Source organism: Promicromonospora iranensis, assembly GCF_028994805.1.
Classification (GTDB): domain Bacteria; phylum Actinomycetota; class Actinomycetes; order Actinomycetales; family Cellulomonadaceae; genus Promicromonospora; species Promicromonospora iranensis.
The window spans coordinates 959-15,635 of record NZ_JAJQQP010000017.1; the positions used below are offsets into that span (position 1 = coordinate 959).

A 14,677-nucleotide genomic window follows, 5' to 3' on the forward strand; every position below is an offset into this window, starting at 1 on the left:
TCGGGAAGCTGGGTGCTATCGGGATACCCGGCTTTCTGCTGATCGTCCTCCTCCTCTGGCTCTGGGAACGGTGGTCGCGCGCCGAGGAGAACTAGGCGTACTGACCCGCAGGCCCCGGTGCGCGACCTCCGCAGGCGGAGAGAGCTGCTTCGGAGGGTGCCAGGTGGGCTGAACTGTGTTCGGCTGGACACCGGGTATGCGGGCTGTGCCGAACTGTTCAGCCTGGCTGAACCGAGTCGGGCCGGGCCGAACGAATTCAACCTGACCTGGCACCCACGAACGGGTCCACCTCGCCGCCCGGGCGCTCGCCAACCCGCCTGCCCGCTGGCCAGCGGCAAAGACAGACAGCAAGGGGACAAACATGCGCATCGACCTGACCGGCAAGACCGCGCTCGTGACCGGTTCGACCCAGGGCATCGGCCGGGCGATCGCCGCCACGCTCGCCGACGCGGGCGCCCGGGTAGCCATCAACGGACGGCGCACCGACGGGGTGGCGGAAACCATCGACGAGCTCCGGACCGTGTCGGCGGACCGTGACCTGGTCGCCGCGGCCGGCGACGTCACCGCAGCCCCCGGCGCCGCGGAGGTGCTCGCCGTGACGGGCGACGTGGACATCCTGGTCAACAACCTGGGCATCTTCGGCAGCACGCCGGCCCTCGAGATCGACGACGACGAGTGGCGCCGGTACTTCGAGATCAACGTGCTCGCCGCCGTTCGCCTGATCCGCTCCAGCCTGCCCGGAATGACGGCGCGTGGCTGGGGCCGGGTGCTCAACATCGCCAGCGACTCCGCGATCGTCATCCCGGCCGAGATGATCCACTACGGCGTCTCGAAGACGGCGCTGCTGGGCGTCTCCCGCGGTTTCGCGAAGGAGGCCGCTGGCACCGGCGTGACGGTCAACTCCGTCATCGCCGGCCCCACGCACACCGGCGGCGTCGAGAAGTTCGTCTACGAGCTGGTCGACCCGGCCCTGCCCTGGGACGAGGCGCAGCGCGAGTTCATGCGGCTGCACCGCCCGCAGTCCCTGCTCCAGCGGCTCATCGAGCCGGAGGAGATCGCGAACATGGTCGCCTACCTCAGCTCGCCGCTCGCCTCGGCGACGACGGGCGCAGCCGTCCGGGTCGACGGCGGATACGTGGACTCGATACTCCCCTGACGTACTTCTCCGAGCCCGTCGGCCGAGCCGCTCCACGACCGCGCGCGGTAGCCTGGCCGCATCGCCGCAGATGCCACCACGCGTCCCGGGACCGCAGGCGAGATGCTGACCCTCGCGGTCGGAGACCTCGTGCGCCGGATCCACGACCGCGTCCCGGCGGCACTCGCCGACGAGCCGGACGCCGTGCACCGGCTACGCACCTCGGTCCGTCGGCTGCGCAACGTGCTCGCCGCGTTCCGCCGGTACCTCGACAAGGACGCGACCGCCGAGCTCCGGTCCCTGCTCAAGGAGTGGGGCGACGTGCTGGGGCGGGCACGCGACCTGGAGGTCCGCACCCTGGACGCCGGGGCCACGGCCGATACAGCGGGTCTCGGCGCCGCGGACCGGTCGGCCCTCCTCGATCCGCTGGAGGCGGCGCACGAACAGGCGCACGCCGAGGTCGTCCGCTGGACCCGGTCGAAGCGGGGCCAGGATCTCGCGCGGCTCCTGGATGACTGGGCTGCCGCACCCCGACTGGATGAACGGGCGTCACGGTCGGCGAAGAAGGCCGCCCGCCGCGCCGTGCGGCGGCAGGCCGAGCGCACCCTCCGCTCGGCCACCGAGCTCACGGAGCTCGAGAAAGCGCACGAGCTGCGCAAGGCGGCGCGGCGGCTGCGGCACACCTGCGACGCGATCATGCGGAAGCCCGTCGGGCTGCTCGGCCGGAGGACGAAGGACGTCGGCGCCACCGCGCACCAGATCCAGTCCCTGCTCGGTGAGCACCGTGACGCCCTGCTCCTGGCGGCCCACGTCCGCGACCGGGCGAACGGCTCCGCGGCGTACGACGCCGTCGTCGACCTGTGCCAGGAGCGGGCCCTCACCGCGCTGGCGGACCTGCCTGCCGCGCTCGGCGAGCTGGGAGCCCCGAAAGAAAGGTGAAAGTGATGGTGAACTTCTCGCCGTAAATCGGGGGATCGGGTGAGGGAGGCGGGTCGCGGACCGCAGCACGCAGGTTCAGCACATACGGTCGTCTCGTCCTGCCCGTTCGCCTGTCGCCGTCCGCCCCCGAAGGAGCCCCGTGCAGCTGTTCGACCTGGTGCTTCTCGTGGTGCTGTTCATGGCCCTCATGGCGGGACTGAGCCGGGGCCTGCTGGCCACGCTCGGTGGTCTGATCGGGCTCGTCGTCGGTGGCGTCGCCGCGTTCTGGGCGGTCCCGGCCGTGAACGACCTGCTGCCGACCTCCGAGTGGCGCGGTCCGGTGTCCGTCGTCGTGGCCATCCTGCTGCCGCTCTTCGGTGCCTCCATCGGCGCGGGGATGGGCCGGAGCCTGCGGCAGGGTGTGGACCGCACCTCGCTCCGCCCGCTCGAACGCCTGCTGGGCGGGGTCGCGAACGTGGGCGTCGTCGCCCTCGCGCTCTCGTTCGTCGGCAACGCGGTCAGCGCCACGGGCGCGCCCGGTGTCGCCTCGGCGGTCTCGTCGTCCGCCGTCCTGCGCACGATCGACAACCTGACGCCGCCCGCCGTGGGCCGTCCGCTCGCCGAGATGCGCGCCATGGTCCTCGACGACGGCCTGCCGCGCCTGAACATCCTGATGGTGCCGCGCGACACGCCGACGGTGCCCGCCGTCGACCTCGACGACCCGGCGCTGGAGGCGTCGGCGCAGTCGGTGGCCCGGATCTCCGGCATCGCCTACGCGTGCGGCAAGAGCTCCACCGGGTCGGGCTTCGTCGTGGCAACCGACCGCCTCGTGACCAACGCGCACGTCGTGGCCGGCGTGGACCGGCCCGTCATCGAGCTGCCGGGCGGGGCGGTCCAGGAGGGACGGGTGGTGTACTTCGACGCCGTCGACGACCTCGCCGTCATCGCCGTCGACGGGCTGGCCGCCGACCCGCTCGGCATCGCGCCGACGCTGACGGCGGGCGACCCCGCCGTCGTCCAGGGGTATCCGTACGGCGGTCCGTTCACCTCCGGCAGTGCCGGGGTGGTGAGTGTCAGCACCGTCCGCGTCCCGGACGCGTACGGCGCGGGAGCGGCGCCCCGGGAGGTCTACTCCCTGGCCGCCGAGGTGCGCCCCGGCAACTCGGGCGGTCCGCTCCTGACGACGGGCGGCGAGGTGGCCGGCGTCATCTTCGCGCGCGACGACTCCGAGCAGAACATCGGCTACGCGATGACCAACGCCGAGCTGCTCCCGGTCGCCGAGCAGGCCGAGGGCCTCGACACCGCGGTGTCGACGGGGCAGTGCGCGAACTGACGGCCGTCGCCGGCGGAGCGTCACGTCCGGCCACCCGCTGGAACCGCACGCTCGACGCCCTGGAGTCCGCCCTCGACCGAGGAGAGATATGACCACGACACCGCCCGCAGGCGCCGGAGCCCTCGGCATCGGCGACGACGGAACCTTCCGCATCCGGTTCGACCGCACGCTCCGCCATCCCCTGCCCGCCGTCTGGGCGGCCCTCACCGACCCGTCGAAGCTCTCGGTCTGGCTGCCGGGCTGCCGGATCGAGGCCCGTGTCGGCGGCGACGTCCGCTACGACTTCGGGGACGAGGGCGCGGCGACCGGCGAGGTGGTCGCGCTGCGCGCGGCCGACGACGCCGACCCCACCGCCGAGCTGGAGCACACGTGGCGCTGGGACGGGCTCCCGGTCTCGCTGGTCACCTGGCGGCTCGAGCCGGCCGACGGCGGGACGCGGCTCCTGCTCACCCATCGTGAGGTGGACCGCGAGCCCGCCACGGACTTCGCCGTCGGCTGGCACGTCATCCTCGACAGCCTCGACCGTTACACGGACGGACGGCCGGTGGACAAGGACACGTCCAGCAGCTGACCCAGGTCCCGGGCGTCGACGTTCGCCCCGAACACCGGCGTGCCGGGCTCCATGCGGACGCCCTCGGCGAGCTTCCCGGCGGCGACCGGGTCGAAGCCGAGCGCGTCCACGATCGCCGCCACGGCCGCGACGTCGTCCGGGTCGTCGCCGGCGATCCCTATCGCCGTGCGGCCGGGCGCGCCGGCGGGCCGGGCGCCGTCATCGAGGTCGTGATAGCCCATGTGGTTGAACGCCTTGACGACGCGGGACCCCGGGATCGACGCCTGGACGTGCTCGCTGGTGGACTCCCCCGGCGGCAGGATGCCGTCACGGGGGCCGTCGATCTCCCACCAGTGGTTCATGGCGTCGACGACCAGCTTGCCGTCGAGCATGCCGGACAGCGTGCCGGACGGGATCGTCCGGTACCGGCCGAGCGGCAGGGCGAGGACCACGGCGTCCGCCTCGCGGACCGCCGTCTCCGCGTCCACTGCGGCCGCGCCCGGTGCGAGCACCTCCACGGTGAGCGCGATGCGGGCCGGGTCGCCGGAGCCCGCCACGAGCACGCGGTACCCGGCCGCGACGCCGAGGCGGGCCAGCACGGTGCCAACCTTGCCGGCGCCGAGGATCCCGAGGGTGCGCACGGGTGTGCGCACCCCAGCGCGCCTAGCAACCGCAGCCATCACGCCACCGCCAACTTCGCCGGCTGCTCGGCGAGCAGCTCACGGACCATGGGGATCACCCGCGTGCCGTAGAGCTCGACGGCACGCAGCCGGTCGCTGGCGCGCACGGTGCCGGCCGAGGAGTAGATGAGGTCGAACCGGCCGACGTCCAGGGCGCCGATGGCGCGCGCCATCTTGCGCGCCACGGTCTCGGGCGAGCCGACGTAGAGGGAACCCTGCGCCACCTCGGCCTCGAACTCCTCGCGGCGCAGGGGCGGCCAGCCGCGCAGGGCCCCGATGCGGTCCCGGATCACCTTGTATCCGGGGTAGAACAGCTCCATCGCCTGCTCGTCGGTCTCGGCGACGAAGCCCGGCGAGTGCATGCCGACGGGGTAGGCGGTGGTGCCGAGCTCGTCTGCGGCCCGGCGGTAGAGGTCCACGTACGGCGCGAACCGTTCGGGAGCGCCGCCGATGATCGCGAGCATGAGCCGCAGCCCGTACCGAGCCGTGCGGACGACCGACTGCGGCGACCCGCCGACCCCGACCCAGGTGGTCAGTCGGCCCGAGTCGGTCTTGGGGAAGACGTCGGCCTCCGTGAGTGACGGCCGCAGCGCGCCCTCCCAGGTCACCGGCTTCTCGTCGAGCAGCTTCACGAACAGGTCGATCTTCTCGTCGAAGAGTTGGTCGTAGTCGCGCAGGTCGTACCCGAACAGCGGGAACGACTCGGTGAACGACCCACGCCCGAGGATGATCTCGGCCCGACCGTTGGACAGTGCGTCGACGGTCGCGAACCGCTGGAACACCCGTACCGGGTCGTCGGAGCTGAGGACCGTCACACCAGAGGCGAGCTTGATGTTCGAGGTAGCGGTCGCGATGCCGGCCAGCACGGTCTCCGGCGTGGAGATCGCGTACTCGGGCCGGTGGTGCTCGCCGACGGCGATCACGTCGACCCCCGTGTCGTCGGCGAGCACCGCCTCGTGCACGGTGCGACGAATCGCCTCGCCGTGGGACACGACCTCTCCGCGGTCATTCCGTGGCAGGTCGCCGAATGTGTCGATGCCGAACTCGATGTCGCCCATGAGAACTCCTCCACGCCTGCCCTGCACATCTGATTGACGTGTCAATCATGTACCCGATATGGTTGACACGTCAATCACTGGAGGTCACCGTGACGAACAGCACGCCGCCCCGCTCCCGGCAGTCGCCGACCGCGGACGAGCTGCGCATCTGGCGCGGGTTCATCGAGACCGCGCAGGCGCTGAACGCGCGGCTGAGCAGCCGCCTGCACGAGGAGTCCGCGCTGTCGCCCGGCGACTACGCGGTGCTGCTCGCCCTGAGCGAGGCGGACGGTCGGCGGCTACGCTCCTCCGAGCTCGCGGACGCCGTCGGCTGGGAGCGCAGCCGCCTGTCCCACCACATCCGGCGCATGGAGGGGCGGGACCTCATCCGTCGCGACGACTGCGCTGTCGACTACCGCGGGGCCGAGGTCGTCCTCACGGACCACGGTGCGCAAGCCTTCCGGAGCGCGTCCGTACCGCACCTGCGCGCGGTGCGGGAGCTGTTCGTTGACGCCCTGACCCCCGAACAGCTGGACCAGGTGGAGCAGCTCACGAGAGCCCTCCAGGCCCGCCTGCACTCCCCCACCTGATGGTTGTGGGCGGAACTACCCCGGAGCTACTCGGACGCCGCGAGGTCGGCCGCCAGCTCCTCCAGGAGGTCGTAGGCCTCCTGCATACCGCCCTCCATGCCGGTCGCGATGATCCCGTCCCGCACCTCCTTGCTGGAGACGACGGTACGGACCGTGAGCGTGGTACGTCCGTCCTGCTCGGTGAGCGTGTAGTGGTTCAGGCTGGGCTCGGAGTCGCCGTCCGGCATCCCTTCGAAGACCTCGGTCTGCACCATCCGCTCGGGGGCGTCGATCTCGCGGTACTCACCGTGGAACGCGACCTCGAAGCCGCCGTCCGCGGTCATGACGTACCGCCAGGCGCCGCCCACGCGCAGGTCGACGGCGACGTCCGTCACCGTGCCGCGCTGCCCGGCCCACCAGCGCTTGACGAGGTCGGGCTCGGTGAGCACCTTCCACACGAGGTGGCGCGGCGCGTTGAACTGCCGGGTGACCAGGATCTCGGTGTCGGTCGGCAGCGTCAGGACGGCGCTGCCCTTGGTCGTGGTGGCCATGTCAGTCTCCTCTTCCAGTTTCAGTACTTCCGGGTTCGGTACTTCGGGGTTCGTCAGTTCCGGCGAGCTCGTCGAGCACGCCGTCGATCAGGTCGAACCGCTCGTTCCAGAGCCGCTCGTACTGCCCGACCCAGGCGTGGACCGCCCGGAGGGGCGCGGCGTTCACCCGGTACAGACGCCGACGGCCGTCGTCGCGCACGTCCACCAGGCCCACCTCCCGCAGCACCCGCAGGTGCTTGGACACCTGGGGCTGGGCGAGCCCGAGCAGCTCGGTCAGGTCGCCCACCGCGAGCTCGCCGCCGGCCAGGGCGTCGAGGATCTCGCGACGGCGCGGCTCGGCCACCGCGTTGAACGCGTCGGTCGTGGTCGCTGCTCGTGCCATGGACCAAACATATTCTCATATCGGAATGTGTCAAGAGGTCCGCGAGAAGAGGTCTGTCGAGGGGTCCGGTGAGCGGCCGGTGAGCGGCTCGGTGCGCGGCTCGGGTTGCGAGCAGCACCGAGCAGGAATTCGCTGGACACATGGCGCAGGAAGAGACGATGAACTACCTCATCCCCGTGACGTTCCCCGACCTGGACACGGCCAAGAGCGGCGCGGAACCGCTCGTGGACACCTTGCTCGCCGCCGGCATCCAGGCCGAGATCGTCGCCGAGCCGGGCCTGGACTCCGAGGACGACGGCGGTCGCCCCGATCCGGGCCCGACCACCCGGGAGCTGCACGTCCACGCGAGCAGCGCCGACGAGGCGCGGCGCCGCGTCCAGGAGCTGACCGACGCGCGGTTCCCGGCCGGCATGGTGCTGCTGGGCGAGCCGACGCGGATCTGACCTCCCCCGGTAGCGTGGGGCGCATGACGACGATCTCGGAGAACTCTCAGTACCTGCGGCTGCTGGGCGAGCAGGTGGGCCACGAGCTGGCAGCGCACCTGCAGTACGTGGCGATCGCTGTCTGGTTCGACAGCCACGACCTGCCGCAGCTGGCCGCGCACTTCTACCGGCAGGCGCTCGAGGAGCGCAACCACGGGATGATGATCGTCCAGTACCACCTGGACCGGTCGCTGCCCGTGAAGATCCCCGGTACCCCGGAGGTTCGCAACGACTTCGCCGACGTGATCGAGCCGCTCCAGCTCGCACTCGACCAGGAGCAGCAGGTCACCCGGCAGATCGAGGCGATCTTCCGGGCCGCGCGCGAGGAGGGTGACGCGCTCGGTGAGCAGTTCCTGATGTGGTTCCTCGAGGAGCAGGTCGAGGAGGTCGCCGCCGCGACGACCCTCGTTGCCGTCGCCAAGCGCGCCGGCGACAACCTGTTCGACCTGGAGAACTACGTCGCGCGCGAGACGATCGGCGACTCCGGCGAGTCCGCGGCCGCGCCGAGGGTGGCCGGCGGGGCGCTCTGAGCGAACGGCAGCTCAGTCCGGCCCGTCGGCTCACCGCACGAGAAGCCTCCGCATCGCGGCCACCTCCGCCGGTACGGGCCGACGGCGGCGGAGCGCGGCGGGCGCCTCGCACAGGCCCCGGACCACGCCGGACCTGTGGTTCGGGCTCTGCGCCGCGACCTGCCGGATCCGGCCGACGGCGTCGCGCCACGGCAGCCGCATCAGCGCGGTGAGCGTCGCAGCACGGGCCATCGCGTGCTGCCGCGCGCCCGGCGGCTGCCGGCTCGGTGACGGGTGGTGGTGCACCACCACATCCTGCACGTAGGACATCGCCCAGCCGCCGGCCGCGAGGTCGAGCGCGAGCCGCTCCTCCTCGCCGGGAAACCGGACCACGGGGTCGAAGCCGCCCGAGGCCAGGAAGGCGCTCCGGCGGACCATCGTGGCGCACGCCACGAAGCCCAGGAGCGCACTCCCGGGCACCGAGACCTCCTGTGGCAGCGGCGACGCGGCCATCTCCTCGCTCACCGGGTCGGTGCGCTCCTCGGAACCGACAAGAATCTTGGCGCAGACCAGACCGAGCCGGGGGTGGTCGGCCAGCACGTCCGCGGCGTCGTGCAGCGAACCCGGCGCCCACCACGAGTCGTCGTCGGCGAAGGCGACGAACGGCGTCGTCGCGGCCCGGGCCCCGATGGTCCGGGCCACGGCGCCGACGTTCCGCGGCAGCCGGATCACCCGCACCTCGGGAAAGGTCGCCGCGACGGCGTCGGCGCTGCCGTCGGTGGAGCCGTTGTCGACCAGGATCACCCGTGCCCGGTGGGCGGGCAGCGAGGCGAGCAGCTCGTCCCGGCGGTCTCGACTCGCGACCACGACGGTGACTCGCTCGTCCTCGATGTCCATCGTCGCCTCCCAGCGTCTCGACGTCGGCCGACCTTCTCCAGCGCCGACCTTCTCCAGCGTGGGCGCGGTCCGGTCCAGCCGCATCCCCGAGAGCGGTCGCCGACCGCACGGGGCCGGACGGCGCTCGACGTCTGCCCTGGTGGTGTATCACCGTCGGGTCGCGCGACTCCCGACTCGTGTGGAAATGTTGCCCAGCGAGCCGGGACTCCGTGTTTGACACCGTCTGTGACACCGTCTGGAGAGAGGGACAGGTTGGCGTGACGACCACTGGCGGTCCCCGGATCGGCGGTGCGCTCACCGGCCTCCACGCCGCACGCCGGACCGCTGTCTCCGAGCTCCGCTCCACGCTCGCGGTTCTGAACGTGCCGAGCGGACCCGCCGACTCCGGGAGCAGGCCTGACGCCGCACCCTTCGCCGTTCGTGGCACGCGCACGCGGGTCGTGCGCCGGCCCGAGTGCCGCGCCACCCGGGCCGCGTTGCACGACTATCTCCACAAGCGCCTGGTACCCAGTCGGCGCCACCGCGTCGAGGTGCACCTGGACCGCTGCGGTGAGTGCACCCGCGCGTTCATCGATGTCCGGGAGGTCTCCTGGGCGCTCCGAGGCCTCGGGCGACAGCTGGACCGGCTGGCCACGCACGACCAGGCGTCCGTGCCCTTCGACATCCGCAGCGGCCATGGGGTGTCCGACCTCGAGCCGTGACCCGCGTCCGGCGCTCACCTGACGTTCTTGCCCTCCGCCGGGATCAGCCGCCACGCGACGACGGCGGCGAGCGCGGTCAGCACTGCCGCGACGACGCACGCCACCTGGAGGGACGCGACGAACGCTTCCTTGGCCGCCTCCAGCACGTCCGCCCGCTCACCGGCTACCGCTACCGCCGCGGCCAGCGAGTCGCCGGCCTGTACCCGGGCGTCCGCCGTCAGGTCGGCGGGCAGCGCGACGCGCGCCTGGTAGCCGAGGGTGACGAGCGAGCCGAGCACCGCGACACCGAGCGCGACCCCGAGCTCGTAGGCCGTCTCGGAGATCGCCGACGCCCCGCCCGCCTTGGCGGGCGGCACGGCGGAGACGACGGCGTCGGTGGTCAGCGTCATGGCCAGCCCCACACCCAGGCCCGCGGGCACCAGGGCGAGCGCGAGCCAGACGTACTGGTCGGCGCCTTCGGCCGCCGCGATGGCGACCATGCCGAGCGCCGTGACCGCGAGGCCGAGAGCGATCGCGGGGCCGCGGCCGAACCGGGTGATGGACCAGCCCACCACCACGACCACGACGATGGACGCGATGGTGGCCGGGAGCTCGGCGATGCCGGCGACCAGCGGGGAGTATCCCCGCACGAGCTGCAGGTACTGCGAGAAGAAGAACAGCATGCCGGTGAGCGCGAAGATCGCTATGAGGTTCGCCGCCACCGCACCGCTGAACGCCGGGATCTTGAACAGCCCGATGTCGAGCAGCGGACCTCGCCCGTCGGCGACCAGGCGGGCCTGACGCCGCACGAAGGTGAACCCGGAGAGCACCGCCAGCGCCAGCACGCCGATCGCCAGCGCGTCGACGCCCTCGGAGGCCGCGTGCTTGATGGCCCACACCAGCGGCATCACGGCAGCGAACGACAGCAGCACCGACGGGACGTCGAGGCGTCCGGGCTCCGGGTCCTTCGCCTCGGGCAACAGCACGGCTCCCGCGATGACGAGGACGATGACCACCGGCACGTTGACGAGGAAGACCGAGCCCCACCAGAAGTGCTCGAGCAGCGCGCCGCCGACGAGCGGCCCGACAGCGGCGCCGCCACCGGCCGCCGCCGACCACACGGCGATGGCACGGCTGCGCTCCCGCGCCTCGGGGAACAGCGTCCGGATGAGCGACAGCGTCGAGGGCATGATCGTCGCGCCCGCCACGCCGAGCAGGAGCCGGGCGAGGATGAGGATCTCGGCGCTGGGCGCGAACGCCGCCAGCGCCGAGGCCGCGCCGAACGCCGTCGAGCCGATCAGCAGGAGGCGCTTGCGCCCGACCCGGTCCGCCAGGGTGCCCATCGCGACGAGGAGCCCGGCGATGGCCAGCGAGTAGATGTCACCGATCCAGAGCACCTGGGTGGCGGTGGGCGCGAGGTCGCGGGTCAGTGAGGGAACCGCCAGGTAGAGGACGGTTCCGTCGATGGCGAGCAGGCCGACCGCCAGCACGAGGACGGCGAGAGCTGCCCACCGGCGGCGCGTGGAGAGAGCAGGAGATGAAGCGGTCACCTGACAACTGTACCGTCCAGCCGGTACAGTTTCATCGAAGTGGTCCTTGAACTGGCCCTATAGTGCATGCCGAGGGTGAGTGAGGTGTTGGTCAGTGGGTCGAACGGCGGGCAGGGACCCGGAGCAGACGCGCGCCGCGCTCCTGGACGCGGCGAGCCGCCTGGTCCGCGAGCGCGGGATCTCGGCGACCCTCGACGACGTCGCCCGCCGGGCGGGGGTCTCCAAGGGCGGGCTGCTCTATCACTTCGCGAGCAAGCACGAGCTGCTCCTCGCGCTGGCGACCGACTGGCTCGAGCGGTTCCGGGTAGCAGTGCTGGCCGCGGTCCCGCCGGACGACGACGCCCCCGGTCGCCTCGTGCGTGCCTACGTGCGCGTCTCGATCGACGGCGCGCTGGACGCGGCGGCGACACGCGACGCGCTGGTGGTCATCGCGCACCTGTCGACGGTGGACGCGGTCACCGAGCTCGCTCGCGCCGACGCGCAGCGCTGGCAGGAGGACCTGCGCGCCGACGGCCTTCCCGAGGACGTGCTCTCGCTCGTCCTCGCGGCGGCGGACGGCGTCAGCGCCCAGCCGGTGTGGGGCATGGAGCCCGCGCCGGAGGAGCTGACGCGGCTCCGTGAGCACCTGCTCGCCCTGACGGTCGTCGACCGCTAGCAGCGCAGGACCTCGGGCTCGCCTCGGCCTGGTCAGGCTCCGTCGCCGATCCAGGTGTCCGCGAGCGCCTCCGACCCGCGGGCGAGCAGCGCGACGTCGGCCCCGACGAGCACGAAGGACGCCCCCGCGTCGAGGTACGCCTGGGCGACCGCCGGGTCGAAGGCGTTGACGCCGACGGGTTTGCCGGCCGCGCGCACGGCGTCGAACGTCGTACGGACCGCCGCGGTGACGTCCGGGTGGGACTGCTGCCCGAGCAACCCCAGGGAGGCCGCCAGGTCGGACGGTCCGACGAAGACGCCGTCGACCCCGTCGACCGCTGCGATGGCCGCCGCGCTCTCGACCCCGGTGGCCGACTCGACCTGCACGAACAGCGAGACGTACCGGTCGGCGTCGGCCATGTAGCCCGCCACGCGGTTCCAGCGCGCGCCCCGGGAGAGCGCGCTGCCGACCCCGCGGATGCCGCGCGGTGGGTAGCGCACGGCCCGCACGACGGCGGCGGCCTGCTCGGCGGTGTCGACCATGGGCACCAGGAGGTTCTGGGCGCCCAGGTCGAGCAGCTGCTTGAGCACCACGGCATCGTCGGACGGCGCCCGCACGAGCGGCGTGACCGGGTACGGTGCCACCGCCTGCAGGAGCGCCGCCGTGGTCTCCAGGCCGATCGGTGAGTGCTCGCCGTCGATCAGCAGCCAGTCCAGGCCCGCACCCGCGCAGATCTCGGCCACCGGGGGGCTGCCGGTGCAGACCCACATGCCGATCTGCGGCCGGTCGGAACCGGCGATGCGGTCGCGGAGGGTGGGCGGGAGGGTCAGACGAATCGGCACGAGACGGTCCCCAGCTCTCGGTAGTCGACCAGCACGGTGTCGCCGGGCTCCACCCACACGGGTCGCGTGAAGGAGCCGGCGAGGACGATCTCCCCGGGCTCCAGGGCGGCGTCGTGCTGGGCGAGCTTGTTCGCGAGCCAGGCGACGCCGGTGGCCGGGTGGTTGAGGACCGCGGCGGCGACGCCGGACTCCTCGATGGCCTCGTTGCGGTACAGGAGCGCCGAGACCCAGCGAAGGTCGGTCTCGCCGACCCGCACCGGGTTGCCGCCGTAGACCATGCCGCCCATCGCCGCGTTGTCGCTGATCGTGTCGACGATGGTGCGCCCGGCCATCTCGATGCGCGAGGACAGGATCTCCAGGGCCGGCACCACGTAGTCGGTGGCGCGCAGCACGTCGAACACCGTGACGTCCGGCCCCTTGAGCCCGTCGCGCAGCACGAAGGCCAGCTCGACCTCGATCCGGACGTTCGAGAACCGCGAGTGCTCGATGACCGACCCGTTGTCGAAGACCATGTCGGCGAAGATCGCCCCGTAGTCCGGCTCGGTGATCCCGGTGGCCGCCTGCATGACCTTGGACGTGAGCCCGATCTTGCGGCCCACGGGCCGGCGCCCGGCCTCGATGCCGCGTCGGCGCCACGTGTTCTGCACCGCGTACGAGTCCTCGACGGTCATACCGGGGTACCGCGCGGTCAGGAGCGGCACCGTGGTGCGCTCGGCCTCGGCACGGGCCAGCTCGTCGGCGATGGTGGTGATCGTCGCGTCGTCGAGCATGCGCTCCCCCGTCACAGCTGGTGCCCCAGCTTGTACTCGCCCTGCTTCCACGAGGGGAGCTCGTCGGCGTCGTCCTCGGGGCGGGTGTACGAGAACCCGTCGGCACCGATGGTCACGGCCATCTCGGAGGTGTCGGTGCGGGCGGCGACGGGCTGCGGGTTGCCGTCCAGGTCCAGGACGAGCGACGCCTCGGTGTACCAGGACGGGACCACCGGGTTGCCCCACCAGTCGCGACGCTGGTTGTCGTGCACGTCCCAGGTCACCACCGGGTTGTCGGGGTCGCCCGTGTAGTAGTCCTGCGTGTAGATCTCCACGCGGTGCCCGTCCGGGTCGCGCAGGTAGAGGTAGAAGGCGTTGGACACGCCGTGCCTGCCCGGGCCGCGCTCGATGTGGTCGGACAGCCGCAGCGCGCCGAGCTTGTCGCAGATCGCGATGATGTTGTGCTTCTCGTGCGTGGCGAACGCGACGTGGTGCATGCGCGGGCCGTCGCCGCCGGTCATCGCCGTGTCGTGCACGGTCGGCTTGCGGCGCATCCAGGCCGCGTAGGTGGTGCCCTCGGCGTCCTGGATGTCCTCGGTGACGCGGAACCCGAGATCCTCCATGAACTTCACGGCGCGCGGCACGTCCGGCGTCACCTGGTTGAAGTGGTCCAGGCGCACCAGCGCGCCCGGGGTGTGGAGGTCGTACCGCCACGCGAGGCGCTCGACGTGGTCGACGTCGTAGAAGAACTCGTACGGGAAGCCGAGCGGGTCGGTGACCCGCACCGAGTCGCCGATGCCCCGGGTGAAGCCTTCCGCACGACGCTCGACGCGGCAGCCGAGCTCCGTGTAGAAGGCGACCGCCCGGTCCAGCTCCTCCGGGCTGCGCACCCGGTAGGAGAAGGCGGCGACGGCGGCCACCTCCCCCAGGCGCAGCACCAGGTTGTGGTGGATGAACTCCTCGAGGCTGCGCAGGTAGACGGTGTCCTCGTCCTCCTCCGTGACGACCAGGCCGAGGACGTCGACGTAGAAGTTCCGCGAGGCGGCCAGGTCGGTGACCACCAGCTCCATGTACGCGCAGCGGAGGATGTCCGGCGGGGGCGCCAGGGGCGTGGGGATCGGGTCCGCGGCGATGATCGGCGCGTCGCTGGTCACGACGGGTCCGGCCGTGTCGGTCATC

General features: G+C 72.1%; 18 protein-coding genes. 9 read left to right on the forward strand and 9 right to left on the reverse strand.

Annotated elements, in window-relative coordinates:
• Nucleotides 1–361 precede the first annotated feature (361 nt).
• The 4 genes from LUM46_RS23970 to LUM46_RS23985 all read left to right on the forward strand — a co-directional run bounded on the left by LUM46_RS23970 (nucleotide 362) and on the right by LUM46_RS23985 (nucleotide 3,957).
• On the forward strand, nucleotides 362–1,156 hold the full coding sequence (locus LUM46_RS23970) for an SDR family NAD(P)-dependent oxidoreductase (RefSeq protein WP_274997591.1): 795 nt from the start codon (nucleotides 362–364) through the stop codon (nucleotides 1,154–1,156).
• Between the two features lie 102 nt (nucleotides 1,157–1,258).
• The gene (locus tag LUM46_RS23975) at nucleotides 1,259–2,074 is read left to right on the forward strand and encodes a CHAD domain-containing protein (protein ID WP_274997592.1); all 816 of its coding nucleotides are present in this window, start codon (nucleotides 1,259–1,261) and stop codon (nucleotides 2,072–2,074) included.
• Nucleotides 2,075–2,213: 139 nt separating this feature from the next.
• The gene (locus LUM46_RS23980; RefSeq protein WP_274997593.1) at nucleotides 2,214–3,386 is read left to right on the forward strand and encodes a MarP family serine protease; all 1,173 of its coding nucleotides are present in this window, start codon (nucleotides 2,214–2,216) and stop codon (nucleotides 3,384–3,386) included.
• A gap of 88 nt (nucleotides 3,387–3,474) precedes the next feature.
• On the forward strand, nucleotides 3,475–3,957 hold the full coding sequence (locus LUM46_RS23985) for an SRPBCC domain-containing protein (RefSeq protein ID WP_274997594.1): 483 nt from the start codon (nucleotides 3,475–3,477) through the stop codon (nucleotides 3,955–3,957).
• Here LUM46_RS23985 and LUM46_RS23990 read toward each other — a convergent pair.
• Together LUM46_RS23990 and LUM46_RS23995 are read right to left on the reverse strand one after the other, a co-directional pair.
• The gene (locus tag LUM46_RS23990; protein WP_274997595.1) at nucleotides 3,912–4,589 is read right to left on the reverse strand and encodes an NADPH-dependent F420 reductase; all 678 of its coding nucleotides are present in this window, start codon (nucleotides 4,587–4,589) and stop codon (nucleotides 3,912–3,914) included. The two genes, LUM46_RS23985 and LUM46_RS23990, sit on opposite strands and share 46 nt — an antisense overlap.
• A 26-nt stretch (nucleotides 4,590–4,615) precedes the next feature.
• Complete coding sequence (locus LUM46_RS23995; protein ID WP_274997596.1) at nucleotides 4,616–5,674, reverse strand: LLM class flavin-dependent oxidoreductase; 1,059 nt, start codon at nucleotides 5,672–5,674, stop codon at nucleotides 4,616–4,618.
• Between the two features lie 89 nt (nucleotides 5,675–5,763).
• On the opposite strand from LUM46_RS23995, the gene LUM46_RS24000 reads away from it, so the two are divergent.
• The gene (locus LUM46_RS24000) at nucleotides 5,764–6,243 is read left to right on the forward strand and encodes a MarR family winged helix-turn-helix transcriptional regulator (RefSeq protein ID WP_274997597.1); all 480 of its coding nucleotides are present in this window, start codon (nucleotides 5,764–5,766) and stop codon (nucleotides 6,241–6,243) included.
• 26 nt (nucleotides 6,244–6,269) lie between these two features.
• Here LUM46_RS24000 and LUM46_RS24005 read toward each other — a convergent pair whose 3' ends face one another.
• Complete coding sequence (locus tag LUM46_RS24005) at nucleotides 6,270–6,773, reverse strand: SRPBCC family protein (protein WP_274997598.1); 504 nt, start codon at nucleotides 6,771–6,773, stop codon at nucleotides 6,270–6,272.
• A gap of 1 nt (nucleotide 6,774) precedes the next feature.
• A complete protein-coding gene (locus tag LUM46_RS24010) occupies nucleotides 6,775–7,155 on the reverse strand; it encodes an ArsR/SmtB family transcription factor (RefSeq protein WP_274997599.1) in 381 nt (126 codons plus the stop codon).
• Between the two features lie 140 nt (nucleotides 7,156–7,295).
• Between LUM46_RS24010 and LUM46_RS24015 the strand changes: the two genes are divergently transcribed.
• Complete coding sequence (locus LUM46_RS24015; RefSeq protein WP_274997600.1) at nucleotides 7,296–7,598, forward strand: hypothetical protein; 303 nt, start codon at nucleotides 7,296–7,298, stop codon at nucleotides 7,596–7,598.
• Nucleotides 7,599–7,621: 23 nt separating this feature from the next.
• Complete coding sequence (locus LUM46_RS24020; protein ID WP_274997601.1) at nucleotides 7,622–8,167, forward strand: ferritin; 546 nt, start codon at nucleotides 7,622–7,624, stop codon at nucleotides 8,165–8,167.
• Between the two features lie 30 nt (nucleotides 8,168–8,197).
• Here the strand turns inward: LUM46_RS24020 and LUM46_RS24025 are convergent, their stop codons facing one another.
• Nucleotides 8,198–9,043, reverse strand: coding sequence for a glycosyltransferase family 2 protein (locus tag LUM46_RS24025; RefSeq protein ID WP_274997602.1), 846 nt, complete (start codon nucleotides 9,041–9,043; stop codon nucleotides 8,198–8,200).
• A 257-nt stretch (nucleotides 9,044–9,300) separates the two neighbouring features.
• Here LUM46_RS24025 and LUM46_RS24030 point away from each other — a divergent pair, with 257 nt between their 5' ends.
• The gene (locus tag LUM46_RS24030) at nucleotides 9,301–9,744 is read left to right on the forward strand and encodes a zf-HC2 domain-containing protein (RefSeq protein ID WP_274997603.1); all 444 of its coding nucleotides are present in this window, start codon (nucleotides 9,301–9,303) and stop codon (nucleotides 9,742–9,744) included.
• A 14-nt stretch (nucleotides 9,745–9,758) separates the two neighbouring features.
• Here LUM46_RS24030 and LUM46_RS24035 read toward each other — a convergent pair whose 3' ends face one another.
• Nucleotides 9,759–11,273, reverse strand: coding sequence for an MFS transporter (locus LUM46_RS24035; protein WP_274997604.1), 1,515 nt, complete (start codon nucleotides 11,271–11,273; stop codon nucleotides 9,759–9,761).
• A 94-nt stretch (nucleotides 11,274–11,367) separates the two neighbouring features.
• On the opposite strand from LUM46_RS24035, the gene LUM46_RS24040 reads away from it, so the two are divergent.
• The gene (locus LUM46_RS24040) at nucleotides 11,368–11,928 is read left to right on the forward strand and encodes a TetR/AcrR family transcriptional regulator (RefSeq protein WP_274997605.1); all 561 of its coding nucleotides are present in this window, start codon (nucleotides 11,368–11,370) and stop codon (nucleotides 11,926–11,928) included.
• Between the two features lie 32 nt (nucleotides 11,929–11,960).
• On the opposite strand, the gene LUM46_RS24045 is transcribed toward LUM46_RS24040, so the two are convergent.
• From LUM46_RS24045 to hpaD, 3 genes are read right to left on the reverse strand one after another with little or no spacing between them, the layout of a single operon-like run.
• The gene (locus LUM46_RS24045) at nucleotides 11,961–12,749 is read right to left on the reverse strand and encodes an HpcH/HpaI aldolase family protein (RefSeq protein WP_274997606.1); all 789 of its coding nucleotides are present in this window, start codon (nucleotides 12,747–12,749) and stop codon (nucleotides 11,961–11,963) included.
• Nucleotides 12,734–13,519 carry a 2-oxo-hept-4-ene-1,7-dioate hydratase gene (gene hpaH, locus LUM46_RS24050; protein ID WP_274997607.1) on the reverse strand — a complete coding sequence of 262 codons (786 nt, stop codon included), beginning with the start codon at nucleotides 13,517–13,519 and terminating at the stop codon, nucleotides 12,734–12,736. Before hpaH ends, LUM46_RS24045 begins: the two co-directional genes overlap by 16 nt.
• 11 nt (nucleotides 13,520–13,530) lie before the next feature.
• Nucleotides 13,531–14,676, reverse strand: a complete 1,146-nt coding sequence (gene hpaD, locus LUM46_RS24055; protein WP_274997608.1) for a 3,4-dihydroxyphenylacetate 2,3-dioxygenase — start codon at nucleotides 14,674–14,676, stop codon at nucleotides 13,531–13,533.
• Nucleotide 14,677: the final 1 nt, after the last annotated feature.

What these genes read in the sequence shown, in the direction of transcription:
- LUM46_RS23985 (WP_274997594.1), top strand. Translation starts at nt 3,475, where the DNA reads ATGACCACGACACCGCCCGCAGGCGCCGGAGCCCTCGGCATCGGCGAC.
- LUM46_RS24005 (WP_274997598.1), bottom strand. Translation starts at nt 6,773, where the DNA reads ATGGCCACCACGACCAAGGGCAGCGCCGTCCTGACGCTGCCGACCGAC.
- LUM46_RS23975 (WP_274997592.1), top strand. Translation starts at nt 1,259, where the DNA reads ATGCTGACCCTCGCGGTCGGAGACCTCGTGCGCCGGATCCACGACCGC.
- hpaD (WP_274997608.1), bottom strand. Translation starts at nt 14,676, where the DNA reads ATGACCGACACGGCCGGACCCGTCGTGACCAGCGACGCGCCGATCATC.
- LUM46_RS24010 (WP_274997599.1), bottom strand. Translation starts at nt 7,155, where the DNA reads ATGGCACGAGCAGCGACCACGACCGACGCGTTCAACGCGGTGGCCGAG.
- LUM46_RS23995 (WP_274997596.1), bottom strand. Translation starts at nt 5,674, where the DNA reads ATGGGCGACATCGAGTTCGGCATCGACACATTCGGCGACCTGCCACGG.
- LUM46_RS23970 (WP_274997591.1), top strand. Translation starts at nt 362, where the DNA reads ATGCGCATCGACCTGACCGGCAAGACCGCGCTCGTGACCGGTTCGACC.
- LUM46_RS24020 (WP_274997601.1), top strand. Translation starts at nt 7,622, where the DNA reads ATGACGACGATCTCGGAGAACTCTCAGTACCTGCGGCTGCTGGGCGAG.
- hpaH (WP_274997607.1), bottom strand. Translation starts at nt 13,519, where the DNA reads ATGCTCGACGACGCGACGATCACCACCATCGCCGACGAGCTGGCCCGT.
- LUM46_RS24015 (WP_274997600.1), top strand. Translation starts at nt 7,296, where the DNA reads ATGGCGCAGGAAGAGACGATGAACTACCTCATCCCCGTGACGTTCCCC.
- LUM46_RS24025 (WP_274997602.1), bottom strand. Translation starts at nt 9,043, where the DNA reads ATGGACATCGAGGACGAGCGAGTCACCGTCGTGGTCGCGAGTCGAGAC.